This window comes from Caulobacter sp. S45, assembly GCF_009765965.1.
GTDB lineage: Bacteria > Pseudomonadota > Alphaproteobacteria > Caulobacterales > Caulobacteraceae > CAHJWH01.
This window is the reverse complement of sequence record NZ_LMUL01000014.1, coordinates 1,917,281-1,939,249: the sequence shown is the minus strand read 5'-3', so window position 1 is coordinate 1,939,249 and position 21,969 is coordinate 1,917,281. Positions and strand designations below refer to the sequence as shown.

The following is a 21,969-nucleotide window of genomic DNA, read 5'->3' as shown; positions in this document are numbered from 1 at the left end:
AGGGCGGCCAAGACCGCCACGCGCAGGGTCAGCCCGCCTTCACCGGCTTGGTCAGCAGGCTGTCGAGCAACAGCAGGATCACGCCCACGGTGATGGCGCTGTCGGCCACGTTGAACACCCAGGGGAAGCCCAGCTGGGTGAAGTCGAGAAAGTCGGCAACCGCCCCGATCCGCACCCGGTCGATTGCGTTGCCGACCGCGCCGCCCATGATCAGGCCGAGCGCCAGGGCCGACAGCCAGCGGGTGGTCCGCCGGGCCCACAACAGGCCGAGCGCGATCGCCACCCCGATGGAGAAGACGAACAGTCCCCACCGCGCCATGCTGTTCCCCGACAACAGGCCGAAGCTGAACCCCTTGTTCCACACCAGCGACAGCCGGAAGATCGGCAGGATCTGGATCGGGACGTACTCGACCAGGTGCAGGCCGTAGAGCATCCAGGCCTTGGAGATCTGGTCGGCGGCGATGGTGAATACGGCGAGCGCGTAGGCGAACAGGCCCAGGCGCGTGACCGATGTCGAGGTGGGGGCGAGGGTGGTCATTGGGCTGGGGGCGTCCCGATCTCGTCCACCGCCGCATCGCAGCGTTCGCACAGGAACTTGGGCGCATGCACTTCCGGCAGGACGCGCCAGCAGCGGGCGCATTTCTCGCCCTCGGCTAGGTGAAACTCCGCAGAGCTACCGGAGCCGATACCCGCCTGCTCATCGCCACGAATCAAAGTGGCCTGGCTTGTCCGAAACACTTCCGCTGCATCCAGCCCCTCAAAGGCGTCGAATACCCCCGGACCAGTCGTTTCAACTACGGGAGCGGCTTCGAGCGCTGAACCAATAACTTTCGCCTGGCGCTGGCCTTCGAGCATCAGGGTCACAGTTTCCAGGGCGTCGCGTACCTTAGGCCACCGCGCAGCCTCCCCGTCGTTGCGCCAGTCGTCAGGCGTCGCGGGCATGGTGCGCAGGGAGTTGGAGCCCTGGTCGGGAAAGCGCATCGTCCACGCCTCCTCGGTGGTGAACGGCAGCAGCGGCGCGAGCCAGATGGTCAGGCGCTCGAACACCGCGTCCATCACCGTGCGCGCGGCGCGCCGGCGCAGGCTGGAGGGCGCGTCGCAATAGAGCGCGTCCTTGCGGATGTCGAAATACAGCGCCGACAGCTCCTGGGCCGCGAACTCCGACACCGGCCGCCACACGTCGTTGAAGCGGTACTCGGCGTAGGCGGTGCGCACCTGGGCGTCGAGCTCCCAAAGCCGGTGCAGCACGTAGCGCTCCAGCGGCGGCATGTCGGCGACCGCCACGCGTTCGGCCTCGGAGAAGCCCTCCAGCGCGCCCAGCAGGTAACGCAGGGTGTTGCGGAACTTGCGGTAACCGTCGGTGGCGGTCTGCAGGATCGCCTTGCCGATCCGCTGGTCCTCCGCATAGTCGACCATGGCGACCCACAGGCGCAGGATTTCCGCCCCGCTGTCCTTGATCACCGATTGCGGGTCCACGGTGTTGCCCTTGGACTTAGACATCTTCTCGCCCTGCTCGTCGAGCGTGAAGCCGTGGGTCAGCACGGCGTCATAAGGCGCGCGGCCACGGGTGCCGCAGGATTCCAGCAGGCTGGACTGGAACCAGCCCCGCGCCTGGTCGGAGCCTTCCAGGTACAGGTCGGCCGGCGAGCGGCTGTCGTTGCGGCCTTCCAGGGTGAAGGCGTGGGTCGATCCGCTGTCGAACCAGACGTCGAGGATGTCCTCGATCTTCTCGTAGTCCGCCGGGTCGCGATTCGGGCCCAGGAACTCGGCCGAGTTCCGGGTGAACCAGGCGTCGGCGCCCTCGCTGGCGATGGCGTCCTGGATGCGGCGGTTGACCTCTGGATCGCGCAGCGGCTCGCCGGTCTTGGAATCCACGAACATGGCCAGCGGCGTGCCCCAGGCCCGCTGGCGAGAGATCAGCCAGTCCGGGCGGCCCTCGACCATGGCGCGGATGCGGGTCTGGCCGGTCTGGGGATAGAAGGCGGTGGCGTCGATGGCCTTCAGCGCGCGCTGGCGCAGGGTGTTCGTCCCCTCGATGGGTTCGTCCATCCTGATGAACCACTGCGGAGTGTTGCGGAAGATCACCGGAGCCTTGGACCGCCAGGAGTGCGGGTAGGAGTGGGTCAGCCGGTTGCGGGTGAGCAGGTTGCCGGCCTCGATCAGCCTGTCCATCACCGCGCCGTTGGCGGGTCCGAACTTGCCGGCCTTCTTGCCCTCGGTCTCGATCACCTGCAGTCCGGCGAACAGGGCGACGCTGTCGAAGTAGGCCCCGTTGGCGTCCACCGTCTCGGGGATGTCGCGGTAGCCGGACTTCAGCCAGACCAGATAGTCCTCCTGGCCGTGGCCGGGGGCGGTGTGGACGAAGCCGGTGCCGGCATCGTCGGTCACATGCTCGCCGGCCAGCAGCGGCACGTCGAAGCCGTAATAGGGGGCGAGCGTGGCCAGCGGATGGGCGCAAACCGTCTCGGCCAGTTCGGCGGCCAGCACCGGGCGCTCCAGGGTCCAGCTCTCGATGGCGGCGGCGGCGAAGGTCTGTTCGGCCAGGGCCTGGGCGACGATCAGCCGGTCGCCGGTCTTGGCCCAGGGCTCATAGTCCAGCCCGCCCTTGATCTGCTCGACCCGGTAGACCGCATAGGCGATGCCGGGGCCGTAGGAGACGGCGCGGTTGGCCGGGATGGTCCAGGGCGTGGTGGTCCAGATCACCACCGAGGCGCCAGCCAGTGGCTTGGCCCCGACGGGGGCGTTCTCGCGCATCACCGGGAACTTGGCCCAGATCGTGGGCGAGGTGTGCTCGTGGTACTCGATCTCGGCGTCGGCCAGGGCGGTGCGCTCGACCGGGCTCCACATGACGGGCTTGGAGCCGCGATAGAGCTGGCCGCTCATCAGGAACTTGTGGAACTCCCCGACGATCTTGGCTTCGGAGCCATAGTCCATGGTGGCGTAGCGGTGGTCCCAGTCGCCCAGTACGCCGAGGCGCTTGAACTGGGCGCGCTGCACGTCGATCCACTCGGCGGCGTAGGTGCGGCAGCGGGCGCGGAACTCGGCCTTGGAGACCTCGTCCTTGCGCCGGCCCTTGGCGCGGAACTCCTCCTCGATCTTCCACTCGATCGGCAGGCCGTGGCAGTCCCAGCCGGGGACGTAGTCGACGTCCTTGCCGAGCGCGAACTGCGAGCGGACCACGAAGTCCTTCAGCAGCTTGTTCAGGGCGTGGCCGATGTGGATGGCGCCGTTGGCGTAGGGCGGCCCGTCGTGCAGCACGAACAGGGGCGCGCCCGCATCCTGGCGCGCCTTGCGGATCGAGCCGTACAGGTCCTCGGCCGCCCACCGCTCAAGGATTTGCGGCTCCAGCTTGGGCAGGCCCGCGCGCATGGGGAAGTCGGTCTTGGGCAGGAAGACGGTGTCGCGATAGTCGCGCGCGGCCGCTTCGGGCGGGGTGTCGGAGGTGTGGTCGTCGGGCATGGAGACTACGCGGGCGCTGGGGGCGCCGCCTTATATCGGGAAAGTCCCTGTCCCTATGCCCGCCGATCTAGCGCCGGGGCAAGTACCGGCCGAGCAGGAAGCCGATCACGCCGCCGATAATCCCGGCCGTCATCACCGCCGATCCGCCGCCGAGCGCGAACCAGCCCAGCATCTTGGCCCGCGCACGCCGGTCGTAGTCCGCCGCCGCCCGGCGCATGGCCGGAGGTACGGCGGCGTGCAGGGGCTCGGCCCTGCGGGTGCGGTGGAAGACGATGCGCTCGCCGTTCAGGTCGACGTGATCGACCCGCCAGCCGGCGTCGAGCCAGGCCCGTTCATGCGGTCGCACCCCAGCCAAGGCGTTGGACCACCAGCCTTTCCGCTCCCGCGCGCGGCGCGGCAGGGGTTCGCCCAGCAAGGTCTCGAGCGCGGTCAGGCTCGCGGTCCAGGTGTCGCTCTGCAGCCGCGACAGGTGCTGGGTCAGGGGTGCGAGCGAGCCCACGGTATCCTCCTGGTGATGATCCATAAGGGTCTAAACACCCGAGCCGGCGACACCGTTGCCGTGGGCCAGACGCGTCATTGCGTCCCTGCGTCCGCGAACGGGCGGCTTGATGCGGCAGAATCCAGGTGGCCTTTGGCGCGGCGCTGCGGCTATTGACCTCCAATGACCGACGATCCCGTTCAGATCATCGCCCGCGGCCCGCGCGCCGACGCCGAAGCCGCCGCCCGTGCGGTGGACGCCGATCCGCTGCTGGAGGGTTCGACCTATTCCATCCTGGAGGAGGACGAGGACCGCGACGTCTGGCGCATCGACGCCTTCCCGACCGAATTCGAGGAGGCCGAGCAGTTTCGCGCGGTGCTCGGCGGCTGGCCGACGCTGCGGGTCGAGACCGAGGTGCTGGCGGATGCGGACTGGCTGGCCATGGCGTTGTCGGGCCTGCCGCCGGTGCGGGCCGGGCGCTTCTTCGTCTACGGCGTCCACGACCGGGGCCGCACGCCGCCCAATGCGGTGAACCTGCGCATCGAGGCCGGCGCGGCCTTCGGCACCGGCCACCACGGCACCACGGTCGGCTGCCTCTACGCCTACGACGCGCTGTTGAAGCGGATGCGTTTCCCCAAGGTGCTGGACGTGGGCGCGGGCACCGGAGTGCTGGCGATTGCGGCAGCCAAGACCGGCTCGAAGGTTGCGGTCGGCACCGACATCGATCCGATCTCGGTGCGGATCGGGCGGGAGAACGCCAAGGTCAACCAGGTCGGCGCCCGGTTCGTCTACGCCAACGGCCTCAAGCATCGCGCTGTCGCCGAGGGCGCGCCCTACGACCTGGTGTTCGCCAACATCCTGGCGCGGCCCCTGGTCTGGCTGTCCTCGGATATCCGCGATGCACTCAAGCCCGGCGGCCTGGCGATCCTGTCGGGCCTGCTGCGGAGCCAGGAGCGGTTCGTGCGCGCCGCTTATCTCGCGCGCGGCTTCAGGCTGGAGCGCCGCTACCATCGCGACGCCTGGGCGACACTGGTGCTGAAACGGCTTTAAGTCCGCCCTTCAATCCTCGCCTCGCATCCTTCCCATTTGCGCCCGCCCTCGCCGCGATTAGATTGGACGGATGCGCCAGACCTTCGAAGACGCCGCCGACCCGTCCTACGGCCGCCAGCACCTGCCCCTGATCCGCGCCGAGATGGCCGCACAAGGGCTGGACGGCCTGCTGATCCCCCACGAGGACGAGCACCAGAACGAGTACCTGCCCGCCGCCAACGAACGGCTGGCCTGGGCCACCGGTTTCACCGGCTCGGCCGGGGCGGCGGTGGTGCTGGCCGACAAGGCGGCGGTGTTCAGCGATGGGCGCTACACCCTGCAACTGGCCGCCCAGACCGATCCCGAACTGTTCGAGCGGCGCGACCTGGTCGAGGGCGGGGTGCCGGCCTATCTGGAGAGCGCTGTCCATTCCGGCGCCAGCATCGGCTACGACCCCCGCCTGCACAGCCCTGACGCCCTGGCGCGGCTGCAGGCCTCCGCCGCGCGGGCCGGCGCGACCCTGAAGGCGGTGCAGGATAATCCCCTCGACCGCGCCTGGGCCAAGGCGCGGCCGGGCCAGCCCCAGGCGCCGGTCGTGGCGCAATCGCTGGACCATGCCGGCGAGGCCTCGGCCGACAAGCGCGCGCGGGTGGGCAAGGCGATGGCTGAAGCCGGCGCCGAGGCGGCGGTGCTGACCGCGCCCTCGTCGATCGCCTGGCTGTTCAACGTGCGCGGCGGCGACGTCATCCGCTCGCCCTTGCCGCTGGGCCAGGCGGTGCTGCGCGCCGACGGGACCGCACGGCTGTTCCTCGATCCCGCCAAGGCCACAGAGGCGCTGGGCGCCTGGCTCGGCAACGGCGTGACGCTGGAGCCCGACACGGCCCTGCCCGAGGCGCTGGCCGAGCTGAAGGGCCAGCGGGTGCTGATCGACCCGGCCCAGTCCTCGGCCTGGTATTTCGACACGTTGGAGCGGTCGGGCGCGACGGTGGTGCGCGGCGCCGACCCCTGCGCCCTGCCGCGCGCCTGCAAGAACGCGGTGGAGATCGAGGGCGCCCGCCAGGCCCACCTGCGCGACGGCGCCGCTGTCGCCCGCTTCCTGCACTGGATGGGGACCGAGGCCCAGGCCACGCTTCCCGACGAGGTCGAGGTGGTCACCAAGCTGGAGGGCTTCCGCGAGGCCACCGGCGCGCTGAAGGACCTCAGCTTCGACACCATCGCCGGGGCCGGCCCGAACGGGGCGGTGGTCCATTATCGCCCGACCCACAAGACCAATCGTCGGATCGAGCCGGGCCAGTTCTTCCTGGTCGATTCCGGAGCGCAATACGTCGAAGGCACCACCGACATCACCCGCACCGTGGTCTTTGGCGAGGTGTCGGCGGAGATGAAGGACCGCTTCACCCGCGTGCTGAAGGGCCATATCGCGCTCGCCCGCATCCGCTTCCCGGCTGGGACCACCGGTTCGGCGCTGGACGTCCTGGCGCGCCAGCCGCTGTGGATGGCGGGGCTGGACTACGACCATGGCACCGGCCACGGCGTCGGCTCGTATCTGGGCGTGCACGAGGGGCCGCAGCGGATCGCCAAGGCGCCCAACACCATAGCGCTGGCGGCGGGCATGATCGTCTCCAACGAGCCCGGCTATTACAAGGCTGGGGCCTACGGCATCCGCATCGAGAACCTGCAGACCGTGACGGCGGCGGGGCCGATCGCGGGCGGTGAGCGGCCCATGCTGGGCTTCGAGACCCTGACCTTCGCGCCCATCGACCGCCGCGCCATCGCCGTGGAGCTGCTGGAGGCCGACGAGCGCGCTTGGCTCGACGCCTACCACGCCGAGGTGCTGGCCAAGATCGGCCCGCGCGTGGACGCCGAGGTCCGGGCCTGGCTGGAAGCGGCCTGCGCCCCGCTCTGACCTTCGATGGGGGCGGACCCTACTTGATCCGGGTCCAGTTCTGCCCGTTGCACAACGGGTAGACCAGGCAGCCCACCACCCGCACCTTGTCCGGCGAGGTCAGGCGCAGCGTGCCGCGATAGGTGCGCCCGTCGTTGGGGTTGTAGATGCGCCCGTCGGTCCAGATGTCGGGACCGCCGCGGAAGCCGTGGAAGATGTCCAGGCCCCGCAACCGTCGCGTCTGCAGTTCGGGATGCCGGTTCTTGACGTCGCGGATGTCGGGCTTGTCGCGCAGGTCGTCCGATGCGGCGATACGGCCACACAGGGTGTCGCCGTCGCAACGATGCAACTCGATCACGCCGCCGCCGGACTTGACCTGCCAGAAGCCTTCGATCGGCAGGGGCGCCGCGCCCATCGTGGCGACGGCCCCGAGCAGGACGGCGGCTCTAAACAGGATCATTCGCATCCGGGGTTAGGTGTGGGCTCAGTGCGTCCGCCGCCAGACCTGGGTCCGGCACAGGGGGAATACGACGCAGCCGGTCAGCTTCAGGGTGTTCGGGTCGGCTAGGGTGATGGAGCCGTGATAGGTATGGCCGTCGTCGGGATTGTAGATTTCTCCGCCCTTCCACACCGTCGGGCCGCCAACAAACCCATGGATCATCTGTAGGCCCTTGACCTGCCGGTCGCGCAGCGCCGGATCGCTGTTGTGGGCGTCCTTGAGATCGGGTTGCGCGCGCAGCAGGTCCGAGGTGAGCACCCGCCCGCACACCGCGTTCCCACAATCATAGACATCGATGTCGGCGTTGCGGGCGTTCGCCGGGGTGCGCCAGACGCCGGAGATGGGCGACGCGGCGGCCGATCCGCAGAGGGCGACCGTGGCCAGGACACCCAGGATCATGGAACTGCGCAAGCGGAAGACCTCCCATTTCTGTGACCGATACCATAGTTCGCCCCAGACGCGAGCTTGGGCGGGAGCCCGGAGCATAGGCGTCAGGTCCCAGCCGTCAGCGCCAGCCACTCGTCCTCGCTGATCACCTTCACGCCGAGGTCGGCGGCGGTCTTCAGCTTGGAGCCTGCGCCCGGCCCGGCGACCACCAGGTCGGTCTTCTTCGATACGGAGGAAGCGACCTTGGCCCCAAGACGTTCCGCCTGGGCCTTGGCTTCGTCGCGGGTCATGCGCTCCAGGGCGCCGGTGAACACTACCGTCTGGCCCGCCACCGCCGTATCCGACTTGGGCTTTTCGGCCGGTTCGACCTGGAGTTCGGCACGCAGGCGATCCACCCGCGCCGCGTTGTCGGGCTCGGCGAAATAGGTGGCCAGGCTTTGGGCGGCGACCAGTCCCATGCCCTGGCCGCGCGACAGCTCCAGGAAGGCCTCGCCCGCGTTGTGGTCGGCCGCCGCCCGCACCGCCTCGGTGAAGCGGGTCCAGTCGCCGAAGTGCTCGGCCAGGCGTGCGCGAACGGGCTTGGACAGGCGGGGGATGCTCTGGCCGATCTTCTCGGCCAAGGGGGCGTCGGTCCACGGGTCTTCGAACGGCCCATTGCGGCCGAAGGCGATCAGGGCCTCCAGGTTCACCGGCCCGATCCCTTCCAGCACCGCCAGGTCGAAATAGTCCCGGCCCGGTTGCGCCTGCGCCGCGCGTTTGCAAGCGTCCAGGAACCGGTCGGCCTCCTCGAAATCACGCGCCAGCAGGCCGGCGGTGGTCTCGCCCACGTGCCGTACGCCGAGCGCGAAGATGAAGCGGGCCAGCGCGATGGCGCGCCGCGCCTCGATGGCGGCGACCAGGTTGCGCACCGAGGTCTCGCCATAGCCCTCCCGCTCACGCAGCACGGCGAGCGCTTCCTCGTTCCTGGCCAGCTTGAAGATGTCGGCAGGTTCGCGCACCAGCCCCTCTTCGTAGAAGGCCGAAAGCTGCCGTTCGCCCAGGCCCTCGATGTCGAACGCCTTGCGCGAGACGAACAGCTTCAGGTGCTCCACCCGCTGGTAGGGGCAGGCCAACTCGCCGGTGCAACGGCGCACCACTGTCTCCTCACCGGCGGCGGTCAGCTCGCGCGCCACCGCCGTCTTCAGCGGGCAGGGGCAGATCTCGGGGAAGGCGTAGGGGACCGAGTCCGCCGGCCGCGCGTCCAGCACCACCTCGACGATCTGGGGAATGACGTCGCCGGCGCGCTGGACGATCACCGTGTCGCCCAGGCGCACGTCCTTGCGGGCGATCTCGTCGGCGTTGTGCAGGGTGGCGTTCTGCACCACCACGCCGCCGACATTGATCGGCGCCAGCTTGGCCACGGGCGTCAGGGCGCCGGTGCGGCCGACCTGGATCTCGATGTCGTTGAGGATGGTGCGGGCCTGCTCGGGGGCGAACTTGTGGGCGATAGCCCAGCGCGGCAGGCGGCCGACGAAGCCGAGCCTCTGCTGCCAGTCCAGCCGGTCGACCTTGTAGACCACCCCGTCGATGTCGAAGCCCAACTTCGGCCGCCGTTCCTCCAGGTGCGCGAACTGTTCCGCCAGGGCGTCCGCCCCGTCCACCCGCACCGACAGCGGGTTCACCGGCAATCCCCAGGCCTTGAACAGCTCCAGCGCCTCCCATTGGGTGGCGGCGAACGGTGCGCTCAGTTCGCCCCAGGCATAGGCCAGGAACCGCAGCGGGCGCCTGGCGGTGATGGTCGGGTCGATCTGGCGCAACGAGCCCGAAGCGGCGTTCCTGGGATTGACGTAGGTCCGCGTGCCGGCCGCTTCGGCCGCCGCGTTCATCGCCGCGAAGCCCTCATGGTCGAGGAACACCTCGCCGCGCACCTCGATCAGGTCGGGCCAGCCCTTGCCGGTCAGGCGGTGGGGGATATCCTTGACCGTCTTCAGGTTGACGGTGACGTCCTCGCCGGTGCGTCCGTCGCCGCGCGTGGCGCCCTGGACCAGCACGCCCTTCTCGTAGCGCAGGTTGGCCGAAAGCCCGTCGATCTTGGGCTCCACGGTGAAGGCCAGGGGTTCGTCGGCGCCCAACTTGAGGAAGCGGCGCACCCGGGCGGTGAACTCCGCCACCTCGTCGTCGTCGAAGGCGTTGTCGAGCGACAGCATGGGCACGCCGTGCCGCACCGGGGCGAACTGCGAGGACGGCGGGGCGCCGACCTTGAGCGAGGGCGAGTCCGCACGGACCAGGTTCGGGAAACGGGCTTCCAGGGCGGCGTTCTCGCGGACCAGGGCGTCGAAGGCGGCGTCGTCGATCTCCGGCGCGGCTTCGTTTTCGTACAGCGTCCGGTGCCGCGCGATTTCGCCCGCCAGCCGCTCCAGCTCGGCTGCGGCCTCCGATGGGGTCAGATGCTCGATATCCTGCGCCGCCACACTGTCCTCGCCGGTTCCTGGCCGAGGTTTATAGGGTGTCGCGCGCCCCTCGATCCATCCCGATCACGCAGGTCCGTTGTGTTAACCACCTCGTTTTGCTCCGCGTAAATCAACCTTCGCTAGAGCGGAGGCGAATGCGTCTTGGGGGCGTCGGGTGCAGGAAGCGGCAGCGTTCGGGAAACGCGGGGTCAGGGTCGAGCCGAGGTTCGCGCCGCCCGCCCCAAGGGACGAGACGCCCCAGCCCGCTGTGCAGGCGCCGCCGCGCGTCAGCCGGTTCGCCGCCATACCCTGGGTCACCTGCGCCATCCTGCTGGTCCTGACGGCGATCTACCTGCTGGAGACGGCGGTCAGCGCCGCCGGCGGCCACCCGGGCGTCATCAGCCACAGCACCCTGGTCCATCTGGGCGGGTTGAGCCGCAACCTGGCGCTGGGCGCGGGCCAGCCGTGGCGGCTGCTGACGGTTTCGCTGCTGCATCTCAATCCCGCGCACCTGATCGGCAATGGGGTGGCGTTGTTGCTGGTCGGCTTGTTGCTGGAGCCCATCGTCGGACGCGGCTGGTTCGCCCTGATCTATCTGGTCGGAGGACTGGGCGGGGCGGTGGCGTCGATGGCGATGAACGCGCCAGAGATCGTCAGCGTCGGAGCTTCCGGCGCGATCATGTGCGTGCTGTCCGCCACCCTGGTGCTGAGCTTCCACGCGGCTTCCTACGAGAAGCGCAAGCGGATGCGAATCCTCAGCCTCCGGGTGATGATCCCGGCCCTTTTGCCCTTGGGCTCGACGCATGGCCACGTGGATTACAGCGGCCATATCGGCGGCGTCCTGGCCGGCATGGTGATGGGCTTCCTGCTGCAGATCTTCTGGGCCGAGGACGACGTGCGCCCGCCGGGCGAAGCGGTCGCGGGCTGGACGGCGGCCGGTATCGGCCTGCTCAGCCTGCTCGTGCTGGGCTCGGCCGCCGCCTTGCCGAGTTCGGCCCCGGCGGAGACACCCGGACTGATCCCCATGGACGACGTGCCGGCCACGCTGAAGGACGGACTGGCCCGCGCGGGCCAGCTCGCGGCGGAATATCCCGACGATCCACGCGCCCGTCTCTACGCGGCGATGAGCGATCTCAAGGCGCAAGACGAAACGGACGCGGAGGTCGAACTCACGCGCGCGCTGCAGAGTCCGCTGCTCGGCGCGCCGGAACTGCCGCGCACCCTGGGCACGACCATCCGGGCGACCCTGAGCGGAATCTACCACGACCAGGGTCGGATGGCGGAGGCGCACGCCACAGCCACGCCGCTTTGCGCCGCGCCCGACACCGTGGATGCGAAGATGATGGTGCTGATGCGGAAGTCCGGCCTCTGCGATCCGGCCTGACGCCGCAGGAATTCCCGTCTTGCGCTAAGCGCTCATCAGCGCTCGCGCCGCCGCACGGGCCGCGTCGGTGACATGGGCACCGGCCAGCATGCGGGCCAGTTCCTCTTCGCGGGCGGCGGGGTCCAGCGTCGAGATGGCGGTGGTGGTGCGCTCGGCCTTCAGCGCCTTGGACACCCGCCAGTGGGCGTCGGCGCGGGCGGCGACCTGGGGACTGTGGGTGACGACCAGCACCTGGCCCGAGGCGGCCAGCCGTTTCAGCCTCAAGCCCACCGCATCGGCCACGGCGCCGCCGACCCCCTGGTCCACCTCGTCGAAGATCAGGGTGGGGCCGAGCGCGTCGGGGCCGCGGGTGGCCAGCGCCACCTTCAGCGCCAGGGCGAAGCGCGCCAGCTCCCCGCCCGAGGCGATGGCGCCCAGCGGCCCGAACGGCGCGCCGGGATTGGTGGCGATCTCGAAGGCCACGCGATCCACGCCGTCCGGTCCCGCGCGATCCTCGGACTGGGCCTCGACGGCGGCGCGGAAGCGGGCCTTGTCGAGCTTCAGCGGCTTGAGTTCGGCCTCGACCACGGCGGATAGGCGCTCGGCGGCGCGGGTGCGGGTGGCGCTCAGCGCCTCGGCGGCCTTGCGATAGGCCATGGCCGCCAGGGTCACGGCCTGTTCGGCCTTGGACAGGGTCTCGTCGGCGGTCTCGAAGCTGTGCAGCAGTTCGGCGAAACGCACGCGCTCGGCCGGCAGCTCCTCCACCGGCACACCCAGCTTGCGCGACATGGCGCGGAGCGCGAACAGCCGCTCCTCGGTGCGCTCCAGCCGGGCGGGCTCGAACACGAAGGCGCGGGCGGCGGCGTCGAGCGCCGAGACCGATTCCTGCGCCTCCAGCAGGGTGCGCTCGCCGGCGGCCACCGCCTCGCCAAGCTTCTCGATCGCGGTGGCGCCGACCACGCTCCCGGACTGCATGGCCCGGTCGCGCGCCCGCTCCAGCGCCCGCATCCCTTGCGACAGGCGGTCGGCCAACTGACGGGCGGCGAAGGCTTCGCGGGCGGTGGAGATGTCGGCCAGGATCTTCTCGGCCGCGCCCAACAGGCCGCGTTCGTCGGCCAGGGCGGCTTCCTCGCCCGCGCGGGGATCGAGCCGGTCCAGTTCGGCCAGGCGCAGGCCGGCTTCCTCGGCGTCCGCGGCGCTGCGGGCGGCCTGGGCGCGCAGCGCCTCGGCGATGCGCAGGGCGTCGCGCCATTCGCTCCAGCGCGCGCGGCAGGCGGCCAGCGCCGGGGCGCACTCGCCGTAACCGTCGAGCAGGGCGCGGTGGGTGCGCGGGTCCAGCAGGCCGACGGCGTCGTGCTGGCCGTGCACCTCCAGCAGCAGGGCGCCCAGCTCCTTGAGCACGCCCACGCCCACGGCCTGATCGTTGACGAAGGCGCGGGAGCGGCCGTCGGCGGAGACCTGGCGGCGCAGCACCAGGTCCTCGCCCGGCTCGCCGGCGACGCCCTTGTCGGCCAGCAGGGTCCAGGCGGGATGGTGGGGCGGAAGCTCGAACACGGCGGTGGCGACCGCCTGGGCCGCGCCATGACGCACCAGGCCCGCATCGCCCCGCGCGCCGGTGGCCAGGCCCAGCGCGTCCAGCACGATGGACTTGCCCGCGCCGGTCTCGCCCGTGAGCGCAGTCAGACCTGCGCCGGGCTCGAGGTCCAGCGCCTCGATCAGCACCACGTCGCGGATGTTGAGGCCGATCAGCACGACGTCGTCCGCCTTGGATCGATGGGGCCGGCGGTCAGACCCGACCGAGACGGCTCATGGCGCCCTTGGGCTTGGGCTTGGGCGGGGCGGAGGGGCGCAGGCCCTTGGAGGTGAGCAGGGCGTAGGCCTTGTCGTACCAGTGGTCGCCGGGGAAGTTGTAGCCCAGCACCGCGCCGTCCTTGGTGGCCTCGTCGCGCAGGCCCAGCGTTAGGTTGGCTTCGACCAGGCGGAAGAGGGCCTCGGGGGTGTGGCTGGTGGTCTGGAACTTGTCGACCACGGTCTTGAAGCGGCCGATGGCGGAGATCGGCAGGCCCTGGCGCAGATACCAGCGGCCAACCGACATCTCCTTGCCGGCCAGCTGGTCCATGATCATGTCCTGCTTCAGCTTGGCGTCGGTGGCGTATTCGGAGGTGGGGAAGCGCTTCTCCACGTCGCGGAAGCCGGCCTGGGCCTGCTGGGTGGCGGCCTGGTCGCGACCCACGTCGGCGATCTGCTCGAAGTAGCACTGCGCCTTCAGATAGTAGGCGTAGGGGGCCGAGGGGTTGCCGGGGTAGAGCGAGATGAAGCGGTCGGCGGCGGCGATGGCGTCGTCGTACTGGTTGGCCTGGTAGTGGGCGAAGGCCTCCATCAGGATCGAGCGGCGCGCCCATTCCGAATAGGGGTGCTGGCGCTCCACCTCGTCGAAGTACTGGCTGGCCAGCCCCCACTGGTGATCGTCCATGCGCTGGGCGCCGGTGGCGTAGAGCAGCTCGACGGAGCGCTCCTGGTAGGAATTGTCGGCCTTGGCCAGCTTGTCCTGGCGGCCGTGGTTGCAGCCGGCCACCAGCGTGGCGGCGGCGAGGGCGAGCAAAAGTGGCCCGCGGGCTTTGACGTTACCAAACACCTTGCTCAGTTCCCTTGGAAAGACGCGGTCGCGAGCCACCCGTACTTAGAGGCCTTGTAGCCTAGGCGGGAACGTTTCGCCAACGACCGTGCGCCGCAGGGGCAAGGGGATTTCGCAGAAGGGCGCTGCATCCTTCGAGACGCCCTTTCAGGGCTCCTCAGGATGACGAGCGGAGGTGGAGCCGAGGACTCGTTAGAAGCTTTCCCAGACTTCGTCATGCTGAGGAGCGCTCTGGAAGAGCGCGTCTCGAAGCACGCGTTGCGGTCCAGCCTCAGACCGCTTCGGCCAGCACCTGGGTGGGCGTGCGCATGCGCCAGGCGTCGCGGCGTTCGGCGAAGGCGCGGACCAGCTTGTTGTTCAGGGCGTGGCCGCCGTAGCGGCTCTCGAACCGGCCGAGCAGGGGCGCGCCCAGGACGTAGAGGTCGCCGATGGCGTCCAGCGCCTTGTGGCGCACGAACTCGTCCTTCATGCGCAGGCCTTCGGGGTTCAGGATGGCGTCGCCGTCGAGCACGATGGCGTTGTCCATCGAACCGCCGCGGGCGAGACCGGCGCGGCGAAGGGCCTCGACCTCCTGGATGAAGCCGAAGGTGCGCGCCGAGGCCAGCTCGTCGCGGAAGCTGCGCTCGGTGACCGGCATGATCACGCGCTGGCGGCCGATGGCGGCGGAGGGGAAGTCGATCTCCACGTCGATCTCGAACCGGTCGCTGGGATGCAGGGCGGCGTACTTGACCCCGTCCTGGACCTCGACGGTCTCCAGCACCTCGATATAGGCGCGGGGCGCTTCCTGGGTCTTGCGGCCGGCGCGGTCCAGCAACTGGATGAAGGGGAGGGCCGATCCGTCCATGATCGGCACTTCCGGGCCGTCGACCTCGACGATGGCGTTGTCGATGTCGAGCGCGGTGAGGGCGGCCATCAGATGTTCGATGGTGGAGAGGCTGACGCCCGAGGCGTTGGCGATCTCGGTGTTGAGCTGGGTGCGGGCCACCGACTTCGGGCCGACGCGGATGCGGTTGTCGGCTTCGGTCAGATCGCTGCGGACGAATACGACGCCGACATTGGCGGCGGCGGGGCGGATCGCCATCCGGGCGCGCTTCCCGCTATGGACGCCGACCCCGGCGCAGACCGCGGGACCCGCGAGCGTATGCTGCAGCAACTGGAATTCGTTCAACACATCATCCTTTGCCCAAGACGGCCGTCCTGCCGCCTCTAGCTCCCCAGCGTTCGTCTATGCGGCTTTCGCAGGCGCATAAACACAACTCCTGTTTCGGAATATTTCCCTTCACGGATGAGCGGAATTGCGGCGAAAAGGTTACGAAAACTGTAACATTTCAACGGCGAAACCTTAGCCGCTACGCCACGGAGATTTTGCGCTGCGGGTAGCCTATATTGGTCCGTAATGTCCCGCTCGTTTGTGAAGATGAACGGGCTCGGCAACGACTTCGTCGTGGTCGAGGCCCGAGGCGCTCCCTTCCGCCCTACGCCCGAAGAGGTGCGCGCCATCGCCGACCGCGAGAGCGGGATCGGCTGCGACCAGCTCATCGCCATCGAACCGACCGCGAACGCCGACGCCTTCATGCGTATCTGGAACGCGGACGGGAGCGAGGTTTCCGCTTGCGGCAACGCCACCCGCTGCGTCGGCTGGCTGCTGATGCAGGCCAAGGGCGACGGCCGCGCGACCATCGAGACCCTGGCGGGCCTGCTCACCACCTGGGCGGCGGGGCCGAGGGCGGTGACCGTGGACATGGGCGCGCCGGGGCTCGGCTGGCGCGACATCCCGATGGCCGAGGACATGGACACGCGTGGCGTGGAGCTGCAGGTCGGCCCGATCGACGCCCCGCACCTGCATACGCCGGGCTGCGTCAGCATGGGCAATCCCCATGTGGTCTTCTTCGTCGCCAACGCCGAGCTGGCGCCGGTGCGCGAGGTCGGCCCGATGATCGAGCACCACCTGCTGTTCCCCGAGGGCGTCAACGTCGGCTTCTGCGAGGTCCGCGAGCCCGACCGTATCCGCCTCCGGGTATGGGAGCGCGGAGCTGGCGAGACCAAGGCCTGCGGCACCGGCGCCTGCGCGGCGGTGGTGGCGGCCAGCCGGCGCGGCCTGGCCAAGCGTCGCGCCACGGTGACGCTCGACGGCGGCGACCTGAAGATCGACTGGCGCGAGGACGACGGCCACGTGCTGATGAGCGGCCCCGTCGCTGTCGAGTTCACCGGCGTCCTGCCATGAGCGACCTCGCCCCCGATCCGATCCGACCCGGCGCAAAGGCGTCCGGCGTCGAGGTGGTCACCTTCGGCTGCCGGCTGAACGCCTACGAGAGCGAGCAGGCTAAGGCCCGCGCGCTCAGCGACGGGCTGGACGATGCGGTGATCTTCAACACCTGCGCGGTCACCGGCGAGGCGGTGCGCCAGGCCCGCCAAGCCATCCGCAAGGCGCGGCGCGAACGTCCCGGCGCCCGGCTGATCGTCACCGGCTGCGCCGCCCAGATCGACCCGGACGCCTTCGCCGCCATGACCGAGGTCGACGCGGTGCTGGGCAATGGGCTGAAGTCCGCGCCCGGCGCCTATGCGGCCACGGCGCTGGAGACCCGCGTGCGGGTGGACGACATGGCCTCGATCCGCGAGACCGCCGGCCACCTGGTCGACGGGCTGACCGACCGGGCCCGCGCCTATGTCGAGGTGCAGAACGGCTGCGACCACCGCTGCACCTTCTGCATCATCCCCTACGGTCGCGGCCCCTCGCGCTCCGCCGCCGCCGGCGAGGTGGTGGATCGGGTGCGCCGGCTCGCCGCCCAGGGCTACAAGGAGGTGGTGCTGACCGGGGTGGACATGACCTCCTGGGGCGCCGATCTGCCGGGCGGCCCGACGCTGGGCCAGCTGACCGCGCGGGTGCTGAAACTGGTCCCCGAACTGCCGCGCCTGCGCCTGTCGTCGATCGATGCGGCCGAGATCGATTCCGATCTGCTGCGCTGCCTGGCCGAGGAGCCGCGCCTGGCGCCCTATCTGCACCTGTCGCTGCAGTCGGGCGACGACATGATTCTCAAGCGGATGAAGCGCCGCCATACCCGCGAGCAGGCCCTGGCCCTGGTCGCTCTGGTGCGCGCGGTGCGGCCGGACACCGCCTTTGGCGCCGATCTGATCGCCGGTTTCCCGACCGAGACCGAGGAGATGTTCGCCAACACCCTGGCCCTGGTCGAGGACGCGGGGCTGGCCTACCTGCACGTCTTCCCCTTCAGCCCCCGCCCGGGAACGCCTGCGGCCAAGATGCCGGAACTGCCGCGCGCGGTGGTCAAGGTGCGCGCGGAACGGCTGCGCGCGGCCGGCGCCGCGGCGTTGACCCGGCACCTGGCGCGGCAGGTCGGGCGCACGGTCGAGGCGCTGGTGGAGCGTGAGGGCCTGGCCCGTGCCGCCGACTTCACCGAGATCAGGATCGACCGTGGCGTCCCCGGCGAGATCGTCTCCGTACGGATCATGGACCACGAGGGCGGACGCGCCGTCGGCGTGACCGTCGATGACTGAGACCGGCCCACTCGATCTTCCACAGGATCGAGCGGAGGCGGACGGGGAGGGCGCCGCCGAGGCGATCAAGGCCGCCATCCGCGTCAAGGCGCTGGAGCTCGGCTTCGAAGCGTTCGGCGTCGCCGACCTGGACACGCCCTGGAGCGCGGGCGAGCGGCTGGAGGAATTCGTCGCCGACGGGCGGCACGGCACCATGGCCTGGATGGAGACCACTCTGGAGCGCCGGGTGCACCCGCGCGCCATGTGGGGCGAGGCGCGCTCGGCCATCGTGCTCGGTCTGAACTACGGGCCCGAGACCGATCCGCGCGAAGGGCAGGGGCGAACCGACCGGGCGGCGATCTCGGTCTACGCTCAGGGCGACGACTATCACGAGGTGATCAAGAAGCGGCTGAAGGCGCTGGGTCGCTGGATGGCCGAGCAATACTGCTGCCAGCTCAAGGTGTTCGTCGACACCGCGCCTCTGATGGAAAAGCCGCTGGCCGGACTGGCGGGGCTCGGATGGCAGGGCAAGCACACCAACCTGGTGTCGCGCACCTTCGGCTCCTGGCTGTTCCTAGGCGCCGTTCTGACCACGCTCGACCTGCCGCCCGATGCGCCGGGGGCGGAGACCTGCGGTTCGTGCCGGGCCTGCCTGGACGCCTGCCCGACGGACGCCTTCCCCGCGCCGTTCCAGATCGATGCGCGGCGTTGCATCTCGTATCTGACTATCGAGCACGCCGGCCCGATCCCGGTGGAGTTCCGCGCGGCGATGGGCAACCGGATCTATGGCTGCGACGACTGCCTGGCGGCCTGTCCCTGGAACAAGTTCGCCGCCACCGCGCGCGAGGGCGCCTTCCATGCGCGCGAGGCGCTGAAATCTCCGGCCCTGGAGGATTTGGCGGCGCTGGACGACGCCGCGTTCCGCGTCCTGTTCTCCAAATCGCCGGTCAAGCGGGTCGGGCGCGACCGCTTCGTGCGCAACGTGTTGTATGCGGTGGGCAATTCGGGACGGCCGGCCTTGGCCGAGGTGGCGCGGGCGCGCCTGGACGACACTTCGCCGATGGTGCGCGGCGCTGCGGTCTGGGCGCTGTCACGCCTGCTGGATAAGGCGGCGTTCCAGGCGGCGGCGGGTGCAAGACCCGTCGAGGAGATCGACGAGGACGTGCTGGCGGAGTGGGGGCGGTCTTAGCCGGACGCGGCGTCTTCAAGCTTCGAAGTGGCTCCCTCTCCCTCGAAGCGAGAGGGCCGGGGTGAGGGTGTGGCCACCGCCGCATCCGGACGAACCGATGAGACGGTCCCGCCTCGAGCGCTTATCCGTAAGCGGTGCGGGTTCACCCCCATCCCCGCCCTTCCCCCTTCGAGAGGGAGGGGTGCTTTGCCTCAGCCCTGGCGCTGTTCCATCCCGCCCATGCGGCCGTGACCGCCCCGACCGCCGAAGCCGCCACGGCGTCCGCGCGCCAGGCGGCGCAGCGCGTCGAAGGTCTGCTGCTGCTCGGGCGACAGGGCGGCGTAGAAGCGCTTGGTGGCTTCCGTGCGTGCGACCATGCGCTGTTCGCGCTTGGCCTGCCAGGCGGCCATGCGGTCCAGCATCTGCGGCGTGGTCTGGGGGGTCTGCGCGCCCTGAGGCTGCTGCATCCGTTCGCCGCGTGCGTGCTCGGGCGGGGTCAGCGCGGCCTGGTAGGCCTGCCAGGCGCCGTCCTGCTCGGGACGGATGCGCAGGACGGTGTGCAGGTCCTGCATCCGTTGCTGGCGCTTGGCGGCGAACTTGGCGCGCCACTCGCCGCCGCCCATGTGGTCGCCGTGATGGGCGTGACCCTGGCCGTTCGCCATCCCCGGCTGGGGCGCTTCAGGTTGGGCGAAGGCCGGCGCGGCGGCGAGGACAAGAGCGGCTGCGGCGACGAGCAGCACGGACGTTCTCATGACAGGTCTCCAATAGTGGCGACCTGATCTGTAGCCCTCAGGTGTTGGCGCGGTATTTCGACGATATTTCAGCAACGGCGTGCAGCGGCCGGGCAACACCGCCCATCTTCACATTTTCGCCGGTTTTCAGCACGCCGATCAGGCTGACGTCGAACACCAGCACGCTGTCGGGCGGGATCACCGGCGGCTGGCCGTCGGGGCCGTAGCCGAGCTTGGGCGGCACGTAGAGCAGCCACTCGTCTCCCGGCCGCATCTTCGGCAGGGCCTCCATCCAGCCCGGCACCAGGTTGTCCAGCTTCATCACGGCGGGCTGGCCACGGGTGGTGGTGGAGTCGAACACCTGGCCGTCGATCAGCGAGCCCGTGTAGTTGATCTTGATCTCGTCGCCCTTGGCGGGGTGCGGCCCGTCGGCGGGACCCGAGCGGATCACCTTGTACTGCAGGCCCGAGGCCAGCACGACCATGCCCGGCGCCTTGGCGTTCTTGTTCATGTACTGGGTCGTCGAGGCGGACTGCACGTGCTGCTTCGGCCCGCACCCCGACAGGGTCAGGGCGGCGGCGACCGACAGGCCGATGACGAGGGGAGCGGCGCGCATTTTGTTCAACCTAGCCTGGCTCTACCCGACGAAGGGGTCGCGCATGAGGATGGTGTCTTCCCGATCCGCGCCGGTGGACAGCAGCGCCACGGGCGCGCCCACCAGCTCCTCGATCCGGCGGACGTACTTGATGGCGGCGGCGGGCAGGTCCTTCCACGAGCGGGCGCCGTGGGTGCTCTCGCTCCAGCCCTCCAGCTCCTCGTAGATCGGGGTGGCGGCGGCCTGGTCGGTCTGGCCGGCGGGCAGATAGTCCACTTCGCGGTCGCCGATACGATAGCCGATGCAGATCTTCAGCGTCGGCAGGCCGTCCAGCACGTCCAGCTTGGTCAGCGCCATGCCGTGTATGCCGTTGATGGCGATGGTCTGGCGCACCAGCACCGCGTCGAACCAGCCGCAGCGGCGCGCTCGGCCGGTGACCACGCCGAACTCCTTGCCCACCGTGCCCAGGTGGTTTCCCACCTCGTCGAACAGCTCGGTCGGGAAGGGACCTGAGCCGACGCGGGTGGTGTAGGCCTTGACGATGCCCAGCACGTAGCCGACCGAGGACGGCCCGACGCCGGAACCCGCCGCCGCCTGTCCAGCCGCGGTGTTGGACGAGGTGACATAGGGATAGGTGCCGTGGTCGACATCGAGCAGGGCGCCCTGGGCGCCTTCGAACAGGATGCGCTTGCCGGCCTTGATCGCGGTGTCCAGCACCCGCCAGGCGGGTTGGGCGTAGGCGAGGATTTTCGGCGCGATCTCCAGCAGGCTCTGCTTCAGCGCCTCGCCGTCGACTTCGTCCAGGTGCAGGCCGCGGCGCAGCGCCTGGTGGTGGGCGAGCAGGCGGGGCAGCTTGGCGTCCAGCGCGGCCGGGTCGGCCAGGTCGGCGACGCGGATGGCGCGACGGCCCACCTTGTCCTCGTAGGCGGGGCCGATGCCGCGCCCGGTGGTGCCGATCTTGCTGGCGCCGGCCTCGTTCTCGCGCGCCTGGTCCAGGTCGCGATGGATGGGCAGGATCAGCGAGGCGTTGTCGGCCAGGATCAGGATGTCGGGGGTGATCTTCACGCCCTGGCCGGCCAGCTTCTCGATCTCCGACAGCAGGTGCCAGGGATCGACCACCACGCCGGAGCCGATCACCGACGGCTTGCCTTGCACTACGCCCGAGGGCAGCAGCGACAGCTTGTAGACCTGGTCGCCCACCACCAGGGTGTGCCCGGCGTTATGACCGCCCTGGAAGCGGACCACGACATCGGCCCGGCTGGACAGCCAGTCGACGATCTTGCCTTTTCCCTCGTCGCCCCATTGGGCGCCGACGACTGCGACGTTGGCCACTACTGAGCCGACTTGCCGAATTTGTAGACGACGCGGCCGCCGAAATTATCCAGGCCGGGATTGCGGCCGCCGAGGCCGGCGTTGCTGTAGTGCTCCCACGCGGCTTCGATGGCGACATGCTGGGTCAGGTCGTAGCCCAGGGTGAAGTTGGGATTGAACACGAAGTCCGAACCCATGGCCTTGCGGTTGTTGTAGACATGCAGGTCCGACTGGAAGCGCTGGATCTGGGCCGGCGTGGCGTTTGCGGGCAGCGGTACGTTCGGATTGAAGTCGTCCGGATAGGTGTTCAGCCCGTCCACGTAGGAGCCGCCGACGCCGAAATCGCCGTAGAACTTGGTGTGGAACAGGTGCTTACGCCACTCGGCGCCGATGGTGTAGAAGTTGGTGCGGTCGTCGGTGTTGAACTGGCCTTTGACGTAGAACATCGGGTTCAGCAGGAACCACAGGCTCTGGACCTGGGCGGTGCGATAGCCGAGCTGGAAATCAT

19 protein-coding genes are annotated in these 21,969 nt (G+C 69.7%); 6 read left to right on the top strand and 13 right to left on the bottom strand.

The features are described 5' to 3' along the window. Positions 1–28: 28 nt before the first annotated feature. From lspA to GSQ87_RS16040, 3 genes are all read right to left on the bottom strand, one after another. Positions 29–538, bottom strand: coding sequence for a signal peptidase II (lspA, locus tag GSQ87_RS16050; protein ID WP_158916345.1), 510 nt, complete (start codon positions 536–538; stop codon positions 29–31). Next, on the bottom strand, positions 535–3,369 hold the full coding sequence (gene ileS / locus GSQ87_RS16045) for an isoleucine--tRNA ligase (RefSeq protein ID WP_256375905.1): 2,835 nt from the start codon (positions 3,367–3,369) through the stop codon (positions 535–537). Before ileS ends, lspA begins: the two co-directional genes overlap by 4 nt. Positions 3,370–3,526: 157 nt before the next feature. Next, positions 3,527–3,958 carry a hypothetical protein gene (locus tag GSQ87_RS16040; protein ID WP_158916343.1) on the bottom strand — a complete coding sequence of 144 codons (432 nt, stop codon included), beginning with the start codon at positions 3,956–3,958 and terminating at the stop codon, positions 3,527–3,529. A 162-nt stretch (positions 3,959–4,120) separates the two neighbouring features. Here GSQ87_RS16040 and GSQ87_RS16035 point away from each other — a divergent pair, with 162 nt between their 5' ends. Further along, positions 4,121–4,987, top strand: a complete 867-nt coding sequence (locus GSQ87_RS16035; protein WP_158916342.1) for a 50S ribosomal protein L11 methyltransferase — start codon at positions 4,121–4,123, stop codon at positions 4,985–4,987. 70 nt (positions 4,988–5,057) lie between these two features. Further along, positions 5,058–6,872: an aminopeptidase P family protein gene (locus GSQ87_RS16030; protein ID WP_158916341.1), complete on the top strand. Its 1,815-nt coding sequence runs from the start codon at positions 5,058–5,060 to the stop codon at positions 6,870–6,872. A gap of 19 nt (positions 6,873–6,891) precedes the next feature. Here the strand turns inward: GSQ87_RS16030 and GSQ87_RS16025 are convergent, their stop codons facing one another. The 3 genes from GSQ87_RS16025 to ligA all read right to left on the bottom strand — a co-directional run bounded on the left by GSQ87_RS16025 (position 6,892) and on the right by ligA (position 10,187). After that, the gene (locus GSQ87_RS16025) at positions 6,892–7,311 is read right to left on the bottom strand and encodes a DUF2147 domain-containing protein (protein WP_158916340.1); all 420 of its coding nucleotides are present in this window, start codon (positions 7,309–7,311) and stop codon (positions 6,892–6,894) included. Between the two features lie 24 nt (positions 7,312–7,335). Then, positions 7,336–7,761, bottom strand: coding sequence for a DUF2147 domain-containing protein (locus GSQ87_RS16020; RefSeq protein WP_254063023.1), 426 nt, complete (start codon positions 7,759–7,761; stop codon positions 7,336–7,338). A gap of 80 nt (positions 7,762–7,841) precedes the next feature. Beyond that, a complete protein-coding gene (ligA, locus tag GSQ87_RS16015) occupies positions 7,842–10,187 on the bottom strand; it encodes an NAD-dependent DNA ligase LigA (protein WP_158916339.1) in 2,346 nt (781 codons plus the stop codon). Positions 10,188–10,341: 154 nt separating this feature from the next. Here ligA and GSQ87_RS16010 point away from each other — a divergent pair, with 154 nt between their 5' ends. Continuing rightward, entirely contained in the window at positions 10,342–11,550 is a 1,209-nt protein-coding gene (locus GSQ87_RS16010) for a rhomboid family intramembrane serine protease (protein ID WP_158916338.1), read from the top strand. 24 nt (positions 11,551–11,574) lie between these two features. On the opposite strand, the gene recN is transcribed toward GSQ87_RS16010, so the two are convergent. The 3 genes from recN to lpxC form a co-directional block, all read right to left on the bottom strand. After that, positions 11,575–13,281: a DNA repair protein RecN gene (gene recN, locus GSQ87_RS16005; RefSeq protein ID WP_158916337.1), complete on the bottom strand. Its 1,707-nt coding sequence runs from the start codon at positions 13,279–13,281 to the stop codon at positions 11,575–11,577. Between the two features lie 34 nt (positions 13,282–13,315). After that, complete coding sequence (locus GSQ87_RS16000; protein ID WP_158916336.1) at positions 13,316–14,131, bottom strand: outer membrane protein assembly factor BamD; 816 nt, start codon at positions 14,129–14,131, stop codon at positions 13,316–13,318. Between the two features lie 304 nt (positions 14,132–14,435). Further along, a complete protein-coding gene (gene lpxC / locus GSQ87_RS15995; protein ID WP_254063022.1) occupies positions 14,436–15,332 on the bottom strand; it encodes a UDP-3-O-acyl-N-acetylglucosamine deacetylase in 897 nt (298 codons plus the stop codon). Between the two features lie 228 nt (positions 15,333–15,560). Here lpxC and dapF point away from each other — a divergent pair, with 228 nt between their 5' ends. Genes dapF through queG form a run of 3 tightly spaced genes read left to right on the top strand, consistent with a single transcriptional unit; the run spans position 15,561 to position 18,845 of the window. Next, positions 15,561–16,388 carry a diaminopimelate epimerase gene (gene dapF, locus GSQ87_RS15990; protein ID WP_158916335.1) on the top strand — a complete coding sequence of 276 codons (828 nt, stop codon included), beginning with the start codon at positions 15,561–15,563 and terminating at the stop codon, positions 16,386–16,388. Further along, the gene (mtaB, locus tag GSQ87_RS15985) at positions 16,385–17,677 is read left to right on the top strand and encodes a tRNA (N(6)-L-threonylcarbamoyladenosine(37)-C(2))-methylthiotransferase MtaB (protein ID WP_158916334.1); all 1,293 of its coding nucleotides are present in this window, start codon (positions 16,385–16,387) and stop codon (positions 17,675–17,677) included. The genes dapF and mtaB overlap by 4 nt, the downstream gene beginning before the upstream one ends. Beyond that, positions 17,670–18,845, top strand: a complete 1,176-nt coding sequence (gene queG, locus GSQ87_RS15980; RefSeq protein ID WP_158916333.1) for a tRNA epoxyqueuosine(34) reductase QueG — start codon at positions 17,670–17,672, stop codon at positions 18,843–18,845. Before mtaB ends, queG begins: the two co-directional genes overlap by 8 nt. 191 nt (positions 18,846–19,036) lie before the next feature. Here the strand turns inward: queG and GSQ87_RS15975 are convergent, their stop codons facing one another. The 4 genes from GSQ87_RS15975 to GSQ87_RS15960 form a co-directional block, all read right to left on the bottom strand. Beyond that, entirely contained in the window at positions 19,037–19,576 is a 540-nt protein-coding gene (locus tag GSQ87_RS15975) for a Spy/CpxP family protein refolding chaperone (protein ID WP_158916332.1), read from the bottom strand. A gap of 37 nt (positions 19,577–19,613) precedes the next feature. Next, a complete protein-coding gene (locus tag GSQ87_RS15970; RefSeq protein WP_158916331.1) occupies positions 19,614–20,171 on the bottom strand; it encodes an FKBP-type peptidyl-prolyl cis-trans isomerase in 558 nt (185 codons plus the stop codon). 21 nt (positions 20,172–20,192) lie between these two features. After that, positions 20,193–21,482, bottom strand: coding sequence for an adenylosuccinate synthase (locus GSQ87_RS15965; RefSeq protein ID WP_158916330.1), 1,290 nt, complete (start codon positions 21,480–21,482; stop codon positions 20,193–20,195). Then, positions 21,482–21,969, bottom strand: a 488-nt coding sequence (locus GSQ87_RS15960; RefSeq protein WP_174241453.1) for an acyloxyacyl hydrolase, incomplete at its 5' end; no start/stop codon positions are given. The genes GSQ87_RS15960 and GSQ87_RS15965, both read right to left, overlap by 1 nt.

Bases quoted from the DNA above. Each gene is read 5' to 3' on its own strand.
- lspA (WP_158916345.1), bottom strand. From the start codon at position 538: ATGACCACCCTCGCCCCCACCTCGACATCGGTCACGCGCCTGGGCCTG.
- ileS (WP_256375905.1), bottom strand. From the start codon at position 3,369: ATGCGCGCGGGCCTGCCCAAGCTGGAGCCGCAAATCCTTGAGCGGTGG.
- GSQ87_RS16035 (WP_158916342.1), top strand. From the start codon at position 4,121: ATGACCGACGATCCCGTTCAGATCATCGCCCGCGGCCCGCGCGCCGAC.
- GSQ87_RS16030 (WP_158916341.1), top strand. From the start codon at position 5,058: ATGCGCCAGACCTTCGAAGACGCCGCCGACCCGTCCTACGGCCGCCAG.
- GSQ87_RS16025 (WP_158916340.1), bottom strand. From the start codon at position 7,311: ATGATCCTGTTTAGAGCCGCCGTCCTGCTCGGGGCCGTCGCCACGATG.
- dapF (WP_158916335.1), top strand. From the start codon at position 15,561: ATGTCCCGCTCGTTTGTGAAGATGAACGGGCTCGGCAACGACTTCGTC.
- mtaB (WP_158916334.1), top strand. From the start codon at position 16,385: ATGAGCGACCTCGCCCCCGATCCGATCCGACCCGGCGCAAAGGCGTCC.
- queG (WP_158916333.1), top strand. From the start codon at position 17,670: ATGACTGAGACCGGCCCACTCGATCTTCCACAGGATCGAGCGGAGGCG.
- GSQ87_RS15975 (WP_158916332.1), bottom strand. From the start codon at position 19,576: ATGAGAACGTCCGTGCTGCTCGTCGCCGCAGCCGCTCTTGTCCTCGCC.
- GSQ87_RS15970 (WP_158916331.1), bottom strand. From the start codon at position 20,171: ATGCGCGCCGCTCCCCTCGTCATCGGCCTGTCGGTCGCCGCCGCCCTG.